Consider the following 17552-nt stretch of genomic DNA (forward strand, 5'->3'; position numbering starts at 1 on the left):
CGCCATGACTGCAATCCCCAACACCCCGCTGTACATCAGCGACGTGACCCTGCGCGACGGCATGCACGCCGTGCGCCATCAATACTCCCTGGACCAGGTGCAGCGCATCGCCCGGGCCCTGGATGCCGCCCGGGTCGACAGCATCGAAGTGGCCCACGGCGACGGCCTGCAAGGCTCCAGCTTCAACTACGGGTTCGGCGCCCACAGCGACCTGGAGTGGATCGAAGCCGCCGCCGACGTGGTGCGCCATGCCCGGATCGCCACCCTGCTGCTGCCCGGGATCGGCACCGTGCATGACCTCAAGGCCGCCTACAACGCCGGTGCCCGCATCGTGCGGGTCGCCACCCATTGCACCGAAGCCGACGTGTCGCGCCAGCACATCGAGGCCGCCCGGGAACTGGGCATGGACACCGTGGGTTTCCTGATGATGAGCCACATGCTGGCGCCAGCCGAACTGGCCCGGCAGGCGCTGCTGATGGAAAGCTACGGCGCCACCTGCATCTACGTGGTCGACTCCGGCGGCGCGATGAACATGCAGGACATTCGCGAGCGCTTCCGTGCCTTCAAGGCCGTGCTCAAGCCCGAGACCGCGACCGGCATGCACGCCCACCACAACCTCGGCCTGGGGGTGGCCAACTCCATGGTCGCCGTGGAAGAAGGCTGCAACCGCATCGACGCCAGCCTTGCCGGCATGGGCGCCGGCGCCGGCAACGCACCGCTGGAAGTGTTTATCGCCGCCGCCGACAAGCTCGGCTGGGACCACGGCACCGACCTCTATGCCTTGATGGATGCCGCCGACGACCTGGTGCGGCCCCTGCAGGATCGCCCGGTGCGGGTCGACCGCGAAACCCTGGCCCTGGGCTATGCCGGGGTCTATTCGAGCTTCCTGCGCCACGCCGAAGTGGCCGCCGCCCGGTACGGCCTGAAAACCGTCGACATCCTGGTCGAGCTGGGCCGCCGGCGCATGGTCGGCGGCCAGGAAGACATGATCGTCGACGTCGCCCTCGACCTTCTCGCCCACCCTCAGGAGCAGCGCCCATGACCCCCGATACCGCTCGTATCGCCCACGCCCTCGACCAGGCCGCGCGCCGCGCCGAAGCCCTGGTGCAATTCAGCAGCGTCACCCCGTTCAGCCTGGAACAGGCCTACCGGATCCAGCGCGCCTCGATGCAGCACCGCTACGCCGATGGCGAACGCATGATCGGCGTGAAGCTGGGGTTTACCAGCCGCGCGAAGATGATCCAGATGGGGGTCGACAGCCTGATCTGGGGCTGGCTGACCGACGCCATGCTCGAAGAGGACGGCGGCCTGGTGGACCTGTCGCGCTATATCCACCCCCGGGCCGAACCCGAGCTGTGCTTTCTCACCAAACGCGCCATCGACGGCCCGCTGACCCAGCTCGAGGCCGCCGACTACCTGGAAGCGGTGGCCCCGGCGATCGAGATCATCGACTCGCGCTACCAGGCCTTCAAGTTCAGCCTGGAGGACGTGGTGGCGGATAACTGTTCATCGGCCGGGCTGGTGGTGGGCGCCTGGTCCCGGGATTTCAGCGGCCTGGCCAATGCCGGGGTGCTGTTGCGTGTCGACGGACGCCTGGTGGAATGCGGCTCCAGCGCGGCGATTCTCGGCCATCCGCTGCGCAGCCTGGTGCAGGCCTCGCAGCTGTTGGCCAAGGCCGAAATCGCCCTGCCGGCCGGCAGCCTGATCATGGCCGGTGCCGCCACCGCTGCGGTTGCCCTGGTGCCCGGGAGCCACGTCGCGGTGGAGATCGCCGGCTACGGCGAATGTGGCTTCACCTGCAGCGGCACCCGCCCGGGAGTCGCGCCATGACCGCCAGCCGCTCGACCGTGGTGGCCGGCAAGGCCACGCCCCGGGGGCGCTTTCCCCATATCCGGCGCGCAGGGGATTTTCTCTATGTCTCGGGCACCAGCTCGCGGCGCCCGGACAACAGTTTCGACGGGGTCGAAGTCGACGCCATGGGCACCACCTGCCTGGACATTCGCGCCCAGACCCGCGCCGTCATCGAGAACATTCGCGATATCCTGGCCAGCGAAAATGCCGGCCTGCAGGACCTGGTGGAACTGTGCAGCTACCTGGTCGATATGAACGACTTCGGCGGCTACAACCAGGTCTACGCCGAGTACTTCGATGAAAGCGGCCCGACCCGCACCACCGTGGCCGTGCATCAATTGCCGCACCCGCACCTGCGGATCGAAATCAAGGCCGTGGCCTACGCCCCGCTCGATCGCGGTGGCGCCCCAGAACAACAATAAAAAAGAGCACCTCGAACATGGACAAGCATCACTACAGCCCACCCTTCAACTTCAACCGCTGGATCGACGAACACGCACACCTGCTCAAGCCCCCCGTGGGCAACCGCCAGGTGTGGCAGGACGCCGATTTCATGGTCACGGTGGTCGGCGGCCCGAACCAGCGCACCGACTTTCACGATGACCCGGTGGAGGAGTTTTTCTACCAGTTCCGGGGCAACGCCTACCTCAATATCTGGGACCGTGGGCGCTATGAGCGCATCGATCTGCGCGAGGGCGATATCTACCTGATGGCGCCCCACGTCATCCACTCGCCCCAGCGCCCGGAGCCCGGCAGCCTGTGCCTGGTCATCGAGCGCCAGCGGCCCCAGGGCCTGCATGACGCGCTGCAATGGTCGTGTGCCCATTGCGGCACCCTGATCAAGCGCTACGAGATGCAGTTGCAGAGCATCGTCCACGACCTGCCGCCGGTGTACGAACAGTTCTACGCCACCAGCGACAGCGAGCGGCGCTGCAATGAATGCGGCGAAACCCACCCTGGCCGCGACTGGCAGACCTGGCACCGAACCCTCAACGCAGCGAAGCACCCATGAAAATCGATATCCACTCGCACTTCTTCCCCCCCATCAGCCAGGCCGAGGCGGCTCGGCTCAACCCCGAGCGCGCGCCCTGGTTGCAGCGTGAGGGGCGCAAGGGCCAGATCATGGTCGGCGACAAGGCCTTTCGCCCGGTGCACGACGTGCTCTGGGACCCGCAGCGGCGCATCGAGCACCTCGACGAGCAAGGCCTGGACCAGCAGGTCATGTGCGCCACGCCGGTGATGTTTGCCTACGACGCGCCCATCGCCAAGGCCCTGCCCTGGGCCCAGTTGATGAACGACCGCGCCCTGGAAATGACCGCCAGCGCTCCCGAGCGACTCAAGGTCCTGGCCCAGGTGCCACTGCAGGACCTCGACGCCGCCTGCCGCGAAGCCAGCCGGGCCAAGGCCTGTGGGCACGTCGGGGTGCAGATCGGCAACCATGTGGGCAACCATGATCTGGACCACGACAACCTGGTGAGCTTCCTCACTCACTGCGCCCACGACAACATCCCGGTGCTGGTGCACCCCTGGGACATGATGGGCGGCGAACGCATGAAAAAATGGATGCTGCCGTGGCTGGTGGCGATGCCGGCGGAGACCCAGTTGGGGATTCTATCGCTGATCCTGTCCGGGGCCTTCGAGCGCCTGCCCGAGTCGCTGCGCATCTGCTTCGCCCATGGTGGCGGCGGCTTTGCCTTTTTGCTGGGGCGGGTGGACAACGCCTGGCTGCACCGCGACATCGTGCGCGAGGACTGTCCGCAGTTGCCGTCGAGCTACGTCAAACGCTTCTTCGTCGACTCGGCGGTGTTCGACCCGGGCGCGCTCAAACTGCTGGTGGACGTGATGGGCAGCGACCGGGTGATGCTCGGTTCCGACTCGCCCTTCCCCCTCGGCGAGCAACGCATCGGTGCCGGGGTCCTGGAACACCCGCAACTGGACCGCACCCAGCAGGCGCAGATCCTCGCCGGCAACGCCCAGGCCTTCTTCGACCTGCACTGATCCCTGGGCCCCGGCGGCCCACCCCCTGTCTGACGGCGCTGGTACAACGCGCCGGGCGTGCCCGGTAACGGGCGACTGTGGCCGCCAGACAGCTTCGCTGCGCTCAACTCCAACAACAATCACAAGGAGCAAGCCATGTCCCACAGCACGCAAAACCTCACTGAACTGATCGACCAGAGCCCGCTCTCGCGTTTGCAGATACGGGTGCTGGTCCTGTGTTTCCTGGTGGTATTGTTGGACGGTTTCGACACCGCCGCCATCGGCTACATCGCCCCGGAACTCCTGCAAAGCTGGCACATCGAGCGTGCCCAACTGGCGCCGGTGTTTGGCGCCGGGCTGTTCGGCATGCTGCTGGGCAGCTTCTGCTTTGGCCCCCTGGCCGACCGCCATGGGCGCAAGAGCGTGCTGCTGGTGTGCGTGCTGATTTTCGCCCTCGGCACCCTGGCCTCGGCGCTCTCGCCGTCGGTGGAGGTGCTGGCGGTGTTGCGTTTTATCACCGGCATCGGCCTGGGCGGGGTGCTGCCCAACTGCATCACCCTGAGCTCCGAATACTCACCGGCGCGGCGGCGCATGCTGCTGGTCACCCTGAGTTATTCCGGGTTTACCCTGGGCCTGGCCCTGGGCGGCGCGGTGGCCGGGGTGCTGCTGCCCCTGGTGGGCTGGCAGGGCTTGCTGTTGATCGGTGGCCTGGCGCCGCTGCTGCTGTGGCCGGTGTTGTGGTTCGCCTTGCCCGAGTCGGTGTGTTTCATGGCCGACAGCCCGCGCCATCAGGCCGCGTTGCGGCGCACGGTGGAGTGCATCAGCGGGCGCGAGGATTGGCACGGTGTGCGCTTTATCGGCGACGCCGCGCAACGCGCCGGGCACTCGTCGGTGGCGGCGCTGTTCAGCCAGGGCCAGATGGCCCGCACCCTGCTGCTGTGGCTGACCTTCTTCTGCTGCCTGTTTGTGTTCTACCTGCTGACCAACTGGCTGCCCACCGTGCTCCGCGGCAGCGGCTACAGCACGGCAAATGCGGCGCAGATCAGCGCGATGATTCCCCTGGGCGGAGTGCTCGGCGGGATCGCCATGGCCTTGCTGATGGACCGCCTGGGCGCCCTGCGCGTGCTGCCGCTGCTGTGCCTGACCGGCGCCGTGGCCCTGGCCTGCACCGGCAGCCAGTTGGAGCACGGCGCACGCTTGCTGGCGATCGTATTCCTGGCCGGTTTCAGCCTGACCGGGACCCTGAACAACCTCAGTGTCCTGGCCGCGACCCTGTACCCCACCCGCTCGCGCGCCACGGGCGTCAGCTGGGCACTGGCCGCCGGGCGCGCCGGCTCGATCATCGGCTCGATGCTCGGCGGCTGGATCTTCAGCAGCGCGGGCGACCTGCCGCAGTTCTTTATCTGGATCGCGGTGCCGGTGCTGATCGCCAGCCTGGCGCTGATGCTGATGAACAGCCAGGGCCGGCACCAGGAGGCGCCGGTCGAGAGCTGATGGCCAGGTATTGCTGAACCTGAACGAAAAAATGCCGCTGCGCCCAACAGGCCCAGCGGCATTTTTTATGCGGCAACCGGCTTAGAAAATATCCAGCGGGTAGTCGGTGATCAGGCGGAACTCATCGATATTGCCCTCGCCCTGGGCCGCATTGGCGCGGTGCCAGGTTTGCCGCAGGCGCAGGCTCAGGTCCTTGAGCGGGCCGCTCTGCACCACGTAACGGGCTTCGAGGTTGGTCTCGCGGTGGGTGCCGTCCTTGCCGTAGAAACCAGCGTAGGGGCTGACCACCGGCATGTGCGTACCGTCGATGCCGGAGCCGCGCAGGTAGCGCGCCATCAGCTTCAGGCCCGGTACGCCGTAGCTGTCCATCGCCAGGTCGTAGCGCAATTGCCAGGAGCGTTCGTTGGGGCCGTTGAAGTCCGAATACTGCGCCGAGTTCGGCAGATAGATCGACGCCCCCTGGTCGCGGCCATTGCGCCCGTTGCGGTCGATATCGCCCACCCCGAGGTAGTCGAACGGCGTGTTGCCATCCACATTCTGCAGGGCCAGGGTCAGGCGATGGGCGCCCAGGCCGTAGAACACCGATGCGCCAAGGGTGGTGTTGTCGATGGCCCCGGCCTTGGCCTGCCCGGTGTCGACGGTGCGGTACAAGTTCAGGTCGAAGCCCACTTGCTGGCGATCGTCCAGGTCGGTACTGCCGTTGAAGTTGGCGTAGTACTGGTTCCAGATGTCTGCAAAGCGTGCGGTGTACAGGCTGGCACCGAGCTTGTCGCTGAACTGGTAGTCGGCGCCCAGGTAGTCCACCGACGGCGTGGTGACCCCGGCGTAGAACGCCCAGAGATCACCGTCACTGTTGGTGGTGACGTGGCCGCTGGCCGAGGTGAAGTGCCCGGCCCGCAGCTTCAGGCCTTGCACTTCCCGGCTGTCGAGGGCAAAGCCGGTGGCGGCCTGGGGAATCAGGCGGTTGTGGCCGACGGCGAACACCGGGGTGTCCACCGACTGCTCGCCGTAACGCAGCACGGTCTCGGAAATCCGCAGCTTGAGCGCCGCGCCACCCTTGGAGTATTCGTCCGCCGGCTTGCCGTTATCGTGCACCGGCAGGTTGTAGGTGCCGATCTTGCCGCCCGAGGCATCCAGCTTCAGGCCCAGGGTGCCGAAGGCATCGACCCCGACCCCGACCGTGCCTTGGGTAAAGCCGGAACTGAAACGCGCGATAAAGCCCTGGGTCCAGTCTTTGCGGTCGCGGCGCCCGTCCTGGATGCTGCGGTTGAGGTAGTAGTTGCGGCTGAGCAGGGTCAGGTGGCTGTCTTCGATAAAGCCGCTTTCGCCCTCGCCAGCCGCGGCCGCCAACGGCAGCGAGCACAGCAGGGGCAGCAGCAACAGGGTATGGGGATGGGTTGGTTGACGCATGGGTGCCTCTTTTCTTGTTGTTGTAATAAGCCTGCACGCGCCATCGCGCACAGCCGTGAGCCCAAGCCGATAAGCGGCCCGGAACGGTCCAGGGGGGTCAGGGTGAAGGTGGGGCCGTGTCCGGCCCCGGGTACTCAGTGACGGATCGGCAACGGCTTGGGGGCGTCTGCAATGAGGGGCGCCTTGTGCCGGAAACGCAGGAAGTAAATCAGCAGGATCACCCCCAGGAACGGCAGGCCGATCCACAGGGTCAATTCGAACTCGGCGGTGAACAGCGTGGTGACCATCACCGCCAGCATCAGCAGCAAACCGCCGAGGCTGGTCCAGGGGTAGCCCCAGAGTTTGAACGCCAGCGGCTGGACGCCCTGTTGCCGACGAAAGAACAGGTGGGTAAGGAAGATCCCGGCCCAGGTGAACATCGCGCCGAACATGGCAATCGACATCATCAGGGTGAAGGCCTTGTCGGCGTATGCCAGGTAGAGCAAGGTCGCCAGGGCAATCCCCAGGGACGACAGCAGCAGCGCCGGCAACGGCACGCCCTTGTCGCTGAGCTTGCCGAACACCGCCGGGGCCTGGCCGGCGCGCGACAGGCTGAACATCAGCCGGGTGGTGATGTACAGCTGGCTGTTCATCGCCGACAGCGCGGCAATCAGGATCACCGCGTTGAACACCGCGCCCGCATAGGGAATGCCGGTGGCCGCCATCACCGTGACGAACGGGCTTTCGCCACCGCTGTTTTTGCCCCAGGGCACAATGGCCAGGACCAGCGCGATGGTCAGCAGGTAGAACACCACCAGCCGCACCACGGTAATGCGAAAGGCACGGGTCACGGCCTGTTGCGGGTCCTTGGCCTCGCCGGCGGCGACCGCGATCATCTCGATGCTCAGGTAACTGAAGAACGCCACGATCACCGCCACCCAGGTGCCCCACAGGCCATTGGGGAAGAACCCGCGGTCATTGCTGTAGTTGGCAAAGCCGATGCTCGATTGGGCCGGGGCGTCGAACACCACCCAGGCGCCGAGCAGGATAAAACCGACGATGGCGCACAGCTTGAGCAAGGAAAAAACATACTCGATGCTGCCGAACACTTTGACGCTGAAGGCGTTGGCCAGAATCAGCGCCATCGAGAAGGTGACCATCCAGTAGCCACCCGGCACCTCGGGGTACCAGTACTTCATGTACATCGCCGCCGCGGTGATTTCGGTGCCCACGGCAAACACGATGGAGGCCCAGTAGGCATAGCGGATGGCGAAGCCGAACCAGGGCGCGACGTAGAACTCGGCGAACGAGCCGAACGAACCCGAGGTCGGGTGGCGCACGGTCATTTCCGCCAGGCAGCCCATCAGCAGCAGCGCGATCACCGCGCCGATGCCGTAGCTGATCAGCACGCTGGGGCCGGCAAAGCCGATGGCGAAACCACTGCCCAGGAACAGCCCGGTACCAATGGCGCCACCGATGGCGATCATCGACAGCTGGCCACTGGTCAGGCTCTGCTTGAGGCCTTTTTCGCGGTCTGAAACCTGTTCGAATGTGCGTGTTGTTTTTGTCATGACATTCATGCTCCAGGGCTTGGCGTGGGAACTCAGGTCACCGATTTACGGGCAAGGAATTCCGGGCGATCCCATTCTTGTTGTTCAAGGATGTGTTTGAGGGCGGCCACGGCATCCCAGACATCCTGGTAACCGTTGTAGAGCGGCGCGAAACCGAAGCGCAAAAGGTCCGGCGCGCGGAAGTCGCCGATGATGCCGCGCGCGATCAGTGCCTGCATCACCGCGTAGGCCTGGGCATGGGCCAGGGACACCTGGCTGCCGCGCTGCCCGGCCTCGCGCGGGCTGCGCAGCTCCACACCGAGCCCGCCCAGGTGCTGATCGCAGAGTTCGATGAACAGGTCGCCCAGGGCTTCGCTCTTGGCCCGCAGGGCGCTCATGTCGACGTCGTCGAACACCTCCAGCGCGGCCTCCAGGGCCAATACCCCGAGTTGCGGCGCGGTGCCCACCAGCATGCGGTCGATGGTCGGGTGCGGGACGTAGTCGTGGGTGAAATCAAAAGGCTTGGCGTGGCCGTGCCAACCGGTGAGCGGCTGGCGCACCTGGGGAATATGGCGTTCGGCGACAAACACGAATGCCGGCGCTCCCGGGCCACCGTTGAGGTATTTGTAACCACAGCCCACGGCGAAGTCGGCGCCGGCCTGGTTCAGCTCGATGGGCATGGCCCCGGCCGAGTGGCACAGGTCCCAGACCACCAGCACCCCAAGCTCGTGGGCACGGGCGGTAATGGCCGCCATGTCGTAGCGGCGCCCGGACTTGAAGTTGACGTGGGTCAGCGAGAGGATCGCCACGTCTTCGCCAAGGGCGTCCAGCACCTGTTCCGGCTCCACGCAGCGCAACTCGCAGGCGGTCAGCTCGGCCACGCCCTGGGCGATGTACACGTCGGAGGGGAAGTTGCCGCGCTCGGCCAGAATCACCTTGCGCCCCGGCTGCATGCGCAGGGCCGCCACCAGCACCTTGAACAGGTTGATCGAGGTCGAATCGGCGACGATCACCTCATGCCCCTGGGCTCCGATCAGCCGGGCGATTTTGGCGCCGGTGCGCTGCGGCGCCGGGTACCAGTCGGCATCGTTCCAGGACCGGATCAGGCCCTGGGCCCACTCCTGGCGCAAGACCTTGTCCATGCGCTCGGGCACATGGGCCGGCATCGCGCCAATGGAGTTGCCATCGAAGTAGATCTGGTCCCTGGGCAAATCAAAACGTGCGCGAAAACGCCTGAGTTCATCCACCTGGTCAAGATGAACGCAATAATCGCGCGTACGGAGCGGGGTCGAGCTGGACATACGGATCCCTCGGGGCATTGTTCTTATTAGTCGGTGCGGCAGACAGCCCACAGACGCCCGCGGATCCTAACTCCGGCATCCATTACCCGATAATAGAAAAGGTGACCCTGGGTATTCCAAATCGACATAGATATCGCAAGCGCTGCAGCCCTCGCGAACACCCCGCGGGGAAACCCCCTGTAGCCGCTCGGGCCGCGTTTGGACGCTGGCCCGTGAGGACGCCGTGGCGCATCAAGGCACGAGGATTATTTTCTCGCTGGTGCCTTGGTTGACCTGGGCGTAGCGCTCCAGCCCCTGTTCCAGGGGCGCTTCTACCAGGCCTTCGGGCAATGGCAGCAAGCCTTGATCGAAGAACCGACCAAACTGCTCCAGCATCAGGGCGCAGGCGTCGACGCCGTACAGCAGAGAGTTGATCCCCACCAGCGAGCCGCCCCGCCGGTACAGGGCCAGGGCCGGCAGTTGCACGTGGCCGTCGACCGGTGCGGCGATGATCGCGATGCGGCCAAACGGGGCCAGGGCCGGCACCGCGGCCGGCAACCAGAAGCCGGTGGTGTCGAAAATCACCTCGGCACCGCCGCTGTAGAGGTCATTGACCTGCGCCGCCAAGGCTTCGGACTCGGTCAATTGCAAGGTGGCATACCCCTGGGCCCGCAGCGCCTCGGCCTGCTCGGGTCGACGCACCGCCGCCAGTACCTGGGCACCGCTGACCTTGGCCAGGGCCAGGGCCGCAGTGGCCACGGCACCACCGCCGATCACCAGCAGACGCGTACCCGAGCCCACCTGGCTGCGTTGCAAGGCATCCCAGGCTGTGGTGTACGGCACCCCCAGGCTGGCGGCCTGGGCAAAACTCAGGTGCCGGGGTTTAGGCGCCACGCCCTTGGCCGACAACACCACGTACTCGGCATGGCAGCCATCGGCGAAAAAACCCAGTTCCTTGCCGGTGCCCCAGACTTCCTGCCCCAGCAGCGCCTGCGGCCCGTCCACCACCACCCCGGCAAAATCGCGCCCGGGGATGCGCGGCAAGGTGGTGTAGGGAAAGCGCCCCAGCACGTTCTTCACATCACTGGGGTTGAGGCCCGCCGCCTTGATCTGCACCAACACCTGCTCGGCGCCCGGCACCGGAGTCGGCACCTCGACCGATTGCAGCGCCGCGAGGTCACCGGTACGGGAAAATTGCAGTGCTTTCATAAGTGTCTTCATCCAACTGAGTAAGGGGTTTCAGGACCACCAGCCACTGAGCCACTGCCGCCCGATGGGCCACAGCTGCTCCCCGGCCAACATGCCGAGCAGGCCCACCAGGGCGATGGCCGGAGGTGCCGGAGAACGAACGTTCAGGGCGCCATAGAGCAAGCCGACACCCAGGCCGATGGCCAGGGAAATGAGGTAACTCATGACAGACTCCATGGGGGGCGGGAGTGATTGGGCATGCCGCGAGTGTAGGCAGGTGCCGCCCGGGCGATCGGTCAAGGGCTTCTGAATTTCGGCCAAGATGAGGCGCGACACCGGGTCGACGCACGGCCATCGCCAGCGCCCTTGCCCTGCCCCGGCGCTGTCAGCCCGCTGCGCGCAGGCCCTGCTCCGCGCCGTACTGCGACGGCGCCACTCCCAGCTCGCGGCGGAACATGTCGCTGAAGCTGCTGGGGGAATAGCCCAACTCCCGGGCGATGCTGCCGATCGGCACGCCCTGGATCAGCTCGGCGGCGGCCGTGGCCAGTTGCACCTGGCGGCGCCACTGCGCAAAGCCCATGCCCAGACCATCCTTGAACAGCCGAGCCAGGGTGCGCACGCTGGCCCCGGCCGCATCGGCGTGCTGCTCGAAGGAAATGGCCAGGGACGGTGCAGCCATCACCGCCTGGCACAGGTTCATCAGCCGTCGCTCGCCACCGTCCGGCAGGGGGATTTTCAGCAGCGAACGCCGGGCCCGGCGCAGCTCCAGCAAGGCCAGCCCCACCAGCGCCTCGTAGTACTCCGGCTGCGGCTGATCCTGTTCGACCAGACGCACGATCAACTCGCGCAGCAGGTTATCCACCTGCAACACCTGGACCTGGCTGTCCAGCGTCGCCGCCAGGGACGGGCGCAGGTAGATATTGCGCATCTGCAGGTCGCTGACCACGCGAATGCCGTGGGGCACCCCCGGTGGCAACCACACCGCGCGCTGGGGCGGCACCACCAGCGCCTCGCTGGGCGTCTCGACCCACATCACCCCGCTCATGGCGTACAGCAACTGGCCCCAGACATGCTGATGCGGCTCGATAAACAGCCCGCGCGGGTAGGTGCGCGCCAGGGGTTGCACCGGCACATCGGTATCGCTGAGGTCGGGAGGCGTGGCAAGGGCCATGACAAGGCACGTGATTGATCGAGGGGTGGCCATGGTAACCAGCCGCTCCGGGCGCCGCCAGCGCCCGCAGATCCCCCCGAACGGAGCCCTGTGCACTGCGCGACGAACCCGTTCGAATGAATCGGCGCCAAGGGCTCTACCGCTGGTGCCGCCGCCGGGCAATCGGAGTGAATTATTTGCGCCACGCAGGATCACTTAAGCATCACAGGGAGAATTAATGGCTTTATGAACAACGCAAAACTTTTCGTCATCGAATACACCCTGCACGGCACGCCGAAGTCTTTCATCATCCGCCTGGACAAGATGGACAACGCCGAAGCCTGGCATTGGGCAAGCTGCGATGCAGGGGTCGGCCGGATCGGGCGTTTCGGTCGGGAGCAGGTGAAAAAAACCAGCAAGCCGCTGGCGGAGAAATTCGGCATCGAAAACGTGACGTGGCGCCCGTCAGTCTGAAACCTCAGGCTTGATCCCGCTAAAGCAGATTCACTTTCATCACGCCAGGCGTTGAAAGCGGAGCCCTACCCGGCTCCGCCTGTCATTGGCCGTCAGCCCTCCCCGGAACCCTCGGCACATTTGCAGCCCTCGGTCGATGCACAGGGCTGGCCCTGGGCATGGTGCTCGGCACAGCCTTCGCAGCAGTAGTGCTTGCCCTGATGGACGATGGCATTGGCGCCGACTTTGCATTTGCAGCTCGGGCAGGCACAGGTCTGATCATTCATGGTGTGACTCCTTTGGCAGTGGTCGTCAGGGCGCAGGGTTTTTCCGCCCCTGAAACAGTGACTGCCTGGGGTGAAATCAAGTTCCGGGAACTTGACGCTCGCTCAAGCTCAAGCAACGCGGCTCGGCGCCGGCTAAGATAGCCGCCCCACCGCCCGCCCCGACAGGACGTCACCATGCGCAAGGAATACCTGGCCTTTTTCAGCTCGCTGTTTGTCTCGCGGCTGGCAGATCAGATTCTGCTGTTCCTGGTGCCGCTGATCGTGTTCCAGACCACCGGCAGCGCTGCCTGGGCCGGCCTGGCGTTTTTCATTGAATCACTGCCGCGCTACCTGGCCTTTCCGGTGTGCGGCGCCCTCTGCGACAAGTACTCACCGATCAAGGTGCTGCACATCAGCCAGGTCTACCGGGCCCTGGCCTGTGTGCTGGCGATGGCGCTGCACGGGGTCTTCGGCGGGATCGGCTGGGTGATCGCGCTCTCGGCGCTGTGCGGGGTGCTGACCACCCAGGGCCTGATGGCCCGGGAAGTGCTGTTGCCGCACATCTTCAGTGATTACAGCTACACCAAGACCCTGTCCTACTCGCAGATTGCCGATCAGGCCGGCCTGGTGCTCGGACCCCTGGTGGCCGCGCTGCTGCTGGAATTCTGCGCCTGGCACTGGGTGGTGCTGTGGGTGGCCGGGCTGTTCCTGCTGGCCGACCTGGGGATGGGAGTGTGGCAGCGCCACAACCGCACCCCCCTGGAAAGCTTCGATCAACACCGGGATATCTGGCTGCAACCGCTGCGCATCGCTTTCCGGCATATCGCTGAGCAGCCACAACTGCAGAAAATCATCACCCTGGCGGTCGGGGTCAACCTGATCATCGGCGTGACCCTGGCCACCTCGGCGGCCATGGTCATCGGCCAGTACAGCGCCAGCAAAGATGACTACGCCAGCCTGCAAGCGGTCGGTGCCCTGGTGACCATCGGCATCCTGCTGTTTCTCGCCCGCGTCACCCTGCCATTGCGGGTGCTGGGGCTGGTGGCCTACCTGATGATTGGCGGCGGCGCCTTTATCTGCGCCCTGAGCCCGGGGCTGTCGGGCTATGTGCTGGGTTTTTTGCTGATTGTCGGCTTCGACAAAATGTTCAATGTCTATATCCGCAGCCTGCGCCAGCAAGTGATTCCGACCCGGGATTTCGGCAAGACCGTGGGCGTGCTGACCCTGCTCAACAACCTGTCGCAACCCCTGGCCGGTTTGCTGGTGGCGCTGCTGGCCACGCCCTGGGGCACACAACGGGTGATCCTGGCCCTGGCCGGGCTCAGTGCGCTGATCGGCATCGGCGCGCTGTGGCGCTTCGGCAGCGGCGCCAGACCTGAGCGGGGCTGATCAGTCCCAGCCCTCCAGGCGCAAGGTGGCGCGCACCAGGCGCTGCTCTTCGTTTTCGATTTCCCGCAGGTTGTCGCAGATTCTCTGGATATGGGCCACCGCCGCCTTGCGCGCCTGTTCGGGCAGGCGGCCGGTCACGGCGTTGTAGAGCCGCGCATGCTGACGATCGATCTGGCGTTTCTGCACGTCGCGGTGGTAGAGGTTGTTGACCGAGGCGAACACCGAGCTCAACAGCAGATCGGTCAATGAAGCCAGGGTCTGCACCAGCACCGGGTTATGGGAGGCCTCGCAGATCGCCAGATGGAAGGCATGATCGAGCCGGGCGTGGGCCGAGGCCTCAAGCGTCTGCTCGCGGGCGTCGACCAGGGCCTGATAGGCGCGGCCGATCAACACAAAATCGGCCTCGGTGCCGCGCAATGCCGCCAGGCGCGCCGACTCGCCTTCAAGCAGGCTGCGCACCTCGAACAGGTCATACAGGGTCCGCGGCTGGGAGCTGAACAGGTGCATCAACGGCGAGGCCGGGCCCTGCCCCGACAAGTCCGCGACGAACGAGCCCTTGCCCTGGGCCGTGTCGATAATGCCCCGCGCCCGCAGCAGTTGCAGGCCTTCGCGCAAGGCGGTGCGCGAGACGCCGAGTTTTTCCGTGAGCCGTCGCTCCGAGGGTAAGCGCTGCCCGGTCTTGAGCACGCCGTCGACGATCAAGCGCTCTATGCGCTGGCACACCACGTCTGCGACATGGGGTTGTGGCGGGGTATGGCTGGCGCTCATGGGCTCTCCAACTGGTATGACCAGAAGCGACCGCTAAACCCCGGCCACCGACTGGGCGATTCAAGCCATTGAAATGCGTGGTTTTAAGTCGACCCGCAAGCAGTCACCGCTGCACAAACTGGTTCGACCACCCTGGCGCCCGATGGACAGTAAAGCCCGCCGGGCCAATGATGCAAGGCAGCCGTTGCTGACAACGCGCCCTAATAAAAACAACTCAGGGTCATTAGCCGCCCATGAATATTCTCTACGACGAACGCGTCGACGGTGCCCTGCCGACGGTGGACAAAGCCGCATTGCTCAAGACCCTGCAAGCGCGCTTGCCGGACCTGGAGCTGCTGCATCAGCTGGAAGAATTGCGCCCCTATGAGTGCGACGGGCTCTCGGCGTACCGCACCACGCCGATGCTGGTGGCCCTGCCGCGCCACCTCGACCAAGTGCAGACCCTGTTGCAGATCTGCCATGAATGGCGGGTTCCGGTGGTGGCACGCGGCGCTGGCACCGGGTTGTCCGGCGGCGCCCTGCCCCTGGAAAAAGGCCTGCTGCTGGTGATGGCGCGCTTCAACGCCATCTTGCACATCGACCCGGCAGCCCGCACCGCCCGGGTCCAGCCGGGGGTGCGCAACCTGGCAATCTCCCAGGCGGCGGCGCCCTTTGGCCTGTATTACGCGCCCGACCCGTCGTCGCAGATCGCCTGCTCCATCGGCGGTAACGTTGCGGAAAACGCCGGTGGCGTGCACTGCCTGAAATACGGGCTGACGGTGCACAACCTGTTGCAGGTGGACGTGCTAACCGTCGAGGGCGAGCGCCTGACCCTGGGCAGCGAAGCCCTGGATTCCCCGGGGTTCGACCTGCTGGCGCTGTTCACCGGTTCCGAAGGCATGCTCGGGGTGATCACCGAGGTCACGGTCAAGCTGCTGCCCAAGCCGCAGATCGCCAAGGTGCTGCTGGCGGCGTTCGACTCGGTGGAAAAGGCCGGCGCCGCGGTGGCCGACATCATCGCCGCCGGCATCATCCCCGGTGGCCTGGAGATGATGGACAACCTGGCGCTGCGCGCCGCCGAAGACTTTATTCACGCCGGCTACCCGGTGGAGGCCGAGGCCATTCTGCTGTGTGAACTGGACGGTGTGGAAGCCGATGTGCACGACGACTGCGAGCGGGTGCGCGCCGTGCTGGAACGCGCCGGCGCCACCGAGGTGCGCCAGGCCCGGGACGAAGCCGAACGCGTGCGCTTCTGGGCCGGGCGCAAGAACGCGTTTCCGGCGGTGGGCCGGCTGTCACCGGATTACTACTGCATGGACGGCACCATCCCCCGCCGCGAACTGCCCGGGGTGCTCAAGGGCATTGCCGCGCTGGCCGCCGAGTACCAGTTGCGGGTGGCCAACGTCTTTCATGCCGGCGACGGCAATATGCACCCGCTGATTCTGTTCGATGCCAACCAGCCCGGCGAACTGGACCGCGCCGAAGCCCTGGGGGGCAAGATCCTCGAACTGTGCGTCAAGGTCGGCGGCAGCATCACCGGCGAACACGGCGTCGGCCGGGAAAAGATCAACCAGATGTGCGCCCAGTTCAACAGCGACGAGTTGACCCTGTTCCACGCGGTCAAGGCCGCCTTCGACCCCGGCGGCCTGCTCAATCCGGGCAAGAACATCCCGACCCTGCATCGCTGCGCCGAATTCGGCGCAATGCATGTGCACCTGGGGCAACTGCCCTTCCCTGAGCTGGAGCGTTTCTGATGACCGAGCCACAGAACGTCGACGCCAGCGCCAGCCTGTTGGAACAGGTCAACCAGGCCCTGCTGCGCCGCACACCGCTGCGGATCCAGGGCGGCAACAGCAAGGCCGGCCTCGGGCGCCCCACCGAGGGCCAGGTGCTCGACACCCGCGCCCATCGCGGCATCGTCAGCTACGACCCGACCGAACTGGTGATCACCGTCCGCGCCGGCACCCCGCTGCACCAGCTGCACGCCGCACTGGAGCGCGCCGGGCAGATGCTGCCCTGCGAGCCGCCGAGCCTGGGGGCCGAGGCCACTGTCGGCGGCATGGTCGCCGCCGGGTTGTCCGGGCCACGGCGGCCGTGGTCGGGCTCGGTGCGCGACTATGTGCTTGGGACCCGGGTCATCACCGGCACCGGCAAGCACCTGCGCTTTGGCGGCGAAGTGATGAAAAACGTCGCCGGCTACGACCTTTCGCGCTTGCTCGCCGGCAGTTTCGGCTGCCTCGGCCTGCTCACCGAAGTTTCGCTGAAGGTCCTGCCCAAGCCCCGGCAGTGCCTGAGCCTGGCCCTGGAAATGGACAGCGCCCGGGCCTTGGCCAAGCTCGCCGAATGGGGCCAGCAGCCACTGCCGATCAGTGCCGCCAGCCACGATGGCCAGCGCCTGCACCTGAGGCTGGAGGGCGGCGCCGGATCGGTGGCGGCGGCCCACGAGCGTCTGGGGGGCGAGCCATTGGCCTCCGCCTACTGGAGCGACCTGAACGAACAGCGCCTGGCATTTTTTGCCCAGGCACTGCCGCTGTGGCGCCTGTCGCTGCCGACCAACACCGGCCCCCTGGACCTGCCCGGCGAGCAGTTGATCGATTGGGCCGGGGCCCAGCGCTGGCTCAAGTCCGACGCCAGTGCCGAACAGATCCGCGCCCGGGTCCAGGCCGTCGGCGGGCACGCCACCTGCTACCGTCCGGGCCTGATCGACAGCCCGTTCCAGCCGCTGGCGCCGACCCTGCTGCGCTATCACCGGCAACTCAAGGCACAACTGGACCCGCAAGGGATCTTCAACCCGGGCCGACTGTACGCGGAGCTTTGA

At 65.9% G+C, this 17552-nt stretch carries 18 protein-coding genes; 10 read left to right on the forward strand and 8 right to left on the reverse strand.

The window, feature by feature from the left end; all coding sequences use genetic code 11:
* Positions 1-4 precede the first annotated feature (4 nt).
* The 6 genes from mhpE to MF4836_RS31705 all read left to right on the forward strand — a co-directional run bounded on the left by mhpE (position 5) and on the right by MF4836_RS31705 (position 5322).
* Complete coding sequence (gene mhpE / locus MF4836_RS31680) at positions 5-1042, forward strand: 4-hydroxy-2-oxovalerate aldolase (RefSeq protein WP_078473654.1); 1038 nt, start codon at positions 5-7, stop codon at positions 1040-1042.
* A complete protein-coding gene (locus tag MF4836_RS31685) occupies positions 1039-1830 on the forward strand; it encodes a 2-keto-4-pentenoate hydratase (protein WP_078473655.1) in 792 nt (263 codons plus the stop codon). The genes mhpE and MF4836_RS31685 overlap by 4 nt, the downstream gene beginning before the upstream one ends.
* Positions 1827-2273, forward strand: coding sequence for a RidA family protein (locus tag MF4836_RS31690; protein ID WP_078473656.1), 447 nt, complete (start codon positions 1827-1829; stop codon positions 2271-2273). The genes MF4836_RS31685 and MF4836_RS31690 overlap by 4 nt, the downstream gene beginning before the upstream one ends.
* 17 nt (positions 2274-2290) lie before the next feature.
* Positions 2291-2863 (forward strand): 3-hydroxyanthranilate 3,4-dioxygenase, encoded by a 573-nt coding sequence (locus MF4836_RS31695; protein WP_078473657.1) that lies wholly within the window; start codon positions 2291-2293, stop codon positions 2861-2863.
* Complete coding sequence (locus MF4836_RS31700; RefSeq protein ID WP_078473658.1) at positions 2860-3849, forward strand: amidohydrolase family protein; 990 nt, start codon at positions 2860-2862, stop codon at positions 3847-3849. The genes MF4836_RS31695 and MF4836_RS31700 overlap by 4 nt, the downstream gene beginning before the upstream one ends.
* Before the next feature lie 135 nt (positions 3850-3984).
* Complete coding sequence (locus tag MF4836_RS31705) at positions 3985-5322, forward strand: MFS transporter (RefSeq protein ID WP_078473659.1); 1338 nt, start codon at positions 3985-3987, stop codon at positions 5320-5322.
* An 81-nt stretch (positions 5323-5403) separates the two neighbouring features.
* Here MF4836_RS31705 and MF4836_RS31710 read toward each other — a convergent pair whose 3' ends face one another.
* From MF4836_RS31710 to MF4836_RS31735, 6 genes are all read right to left on the reverse strand, one after another.
* Entirely contained in the window at positions 5404-6732 is a 1329-nt protein-coding gene (locus tag MF4836_RS31710) for an OprD family porin (protein ID WP_078473660.1), read from the reverse strand.
* A gap of 134 nt (positions 6733-6866) precedes the next feature.
* Positions 6867-8282, reverse strand: a complete 1416-nt coding sequence (locus MF4836_RS31715) for an amino acid permease (protein WP_078473661.1) — start codon at positions 8280-8282, stop codon at positions 6867-6869.
* A 32-nt stretch (positions 8283-8314) separates the two neighbouring features.
* Positions 8315-9562, reverse strand: coding sequence for a kynureninase (gene kynU / locus MF4836_RS31720; protein ID WP_078473662.1), 1248 nt, complete (start codon positions 9560-9562; stop codon positions 8315-8317).
* 231 nt (positions 9563-9793) lie between these two features.
* A complete protein-coding gene (locus tag MF4836_RS31725) occupies positions 9794-10750 on the reverse strand; it encodes a quinone oxidoreductase family protein (RefSeq protein ID WP_078473663.1) in 957 nt (318 codons plus the stop codon).
* A gap of 30 nt (positions 10751-10780) precedes the next feature.
* Positions 10781-10954, reverse strand: coding sequence for a DUF1427 family protein (locus MF4836_RS31730; protein ID WP_020294512.1), 174 nt, complete (start codon positions 10952-10954; stop codon positions 10781-10783).
* Between the two features lie 160 nt (positions 10955-11114).
* The gene (locus MF4836_RS31735) at positions 11115-11900 is read right to left on the reverse strand and encodes an AraC family transcriptional regulator (RefSeq protein WP_078473664.1); all 786 of its coding nucleotides are present in this window, start codon (positions 11898-11900) and stop codon (positions 11115-11117) included.
* Positions 11901-12125: 225 nt separating this feature from the next.
* On the opposite strand from MF4836_RS31735, the gene MF4836_RS31740 reads away from it, so the two are divergent.
* The gene (locus MF4836_RS31740; RefSeq protein WP_020294514.1) at positions 12126-12353 is read left to right on the forward strand and encodes a DUF6555 family protein; all 228 of its coding nucleotides are present in this window, start codon (positions 12126-12128) and stop codon (positions 12351-12353) included.
* A gap of 92 nt (positions 12354-12445) precedes the next feature.
* On the opposite strand, the gene MF4836_RS31745 is transcribed toward MF4836_RS31740, so the two are convergent.
* Positions 12446-12619, reverse strand: coding sequence for a metallothionein (locus MF4836_RS31745; protein ID WP_078473665.1), 174 nt, complete (start codon positions 12617-12619; stop codon positions 12446-12448).
* 174 nt (positions 12620-12793) lie between these two features.
* On the opposite strand from MF4836_RS31745, the gene MF4836_RS31750 reads away from it, so the two are divergent.
* Positions 12794-13987 carry an MFS transporter gene (locus MF4836_RS31750; protein WP_078473666.1) on the forward strand — a complete coding sequence of 398 codons (1194 nt, stop codon included), beginning with the start codon at positions 12794-12796 and terminating at the stop codon, positions 13985-13987.
* Here MF4836_RS31750 and glcC read toward each other — a convergent pair whose 3' ends face one another.
* Positions 13988-14755: a transcriptional regulator GlcC gene (glcC, locus tag MF4836_RS31755; protein WP_078473667.1), complete on the reverse strand. Its 768-nt coding sequence runs from the start codon at positions 14753-14755 to the stop codon at positions 13988-13990.
* 233 nt (positions 14756-14988) lie between these two features.
* Here glcC and glcD point away from each other — a divergent pair, with 233 nt between their 5' ends.
* Positions 14989-16488, forward strand: a complete 1500-nt coding sequence (glcD, locus tag MF4836_RS31760) for a glycolate oxidase subunit GlcD (RefSeq protein WP_078473668.1) — start codon at positions 14989-14991, stop codon at positions 16486-16488.
* Positions 16488-17552 (forward strand): glycolate oxidase subunit GlcE, encoded by a 1065-nt coding sequence (glcE, locus tag MF4836_RS31765; protein WP_078473669.1) that lies wholly within the window; start codon positions 16488-16490, stop codon positions 17550-17552. Before glcD ends, glcE begins: the two co-directional genes overlap by 1 nt.

Origin of the sequence: Pseudomonas sp. MF4836 (assembly GCF_002018875.1) — a bacterium.
Taxonomy (GTDB): domain Bacteria; phylum Pseudomonadota; class Gammaproteobacteria; order Pseudomonadales; family Pseudomonadaceae; genus Aquipseudomonas.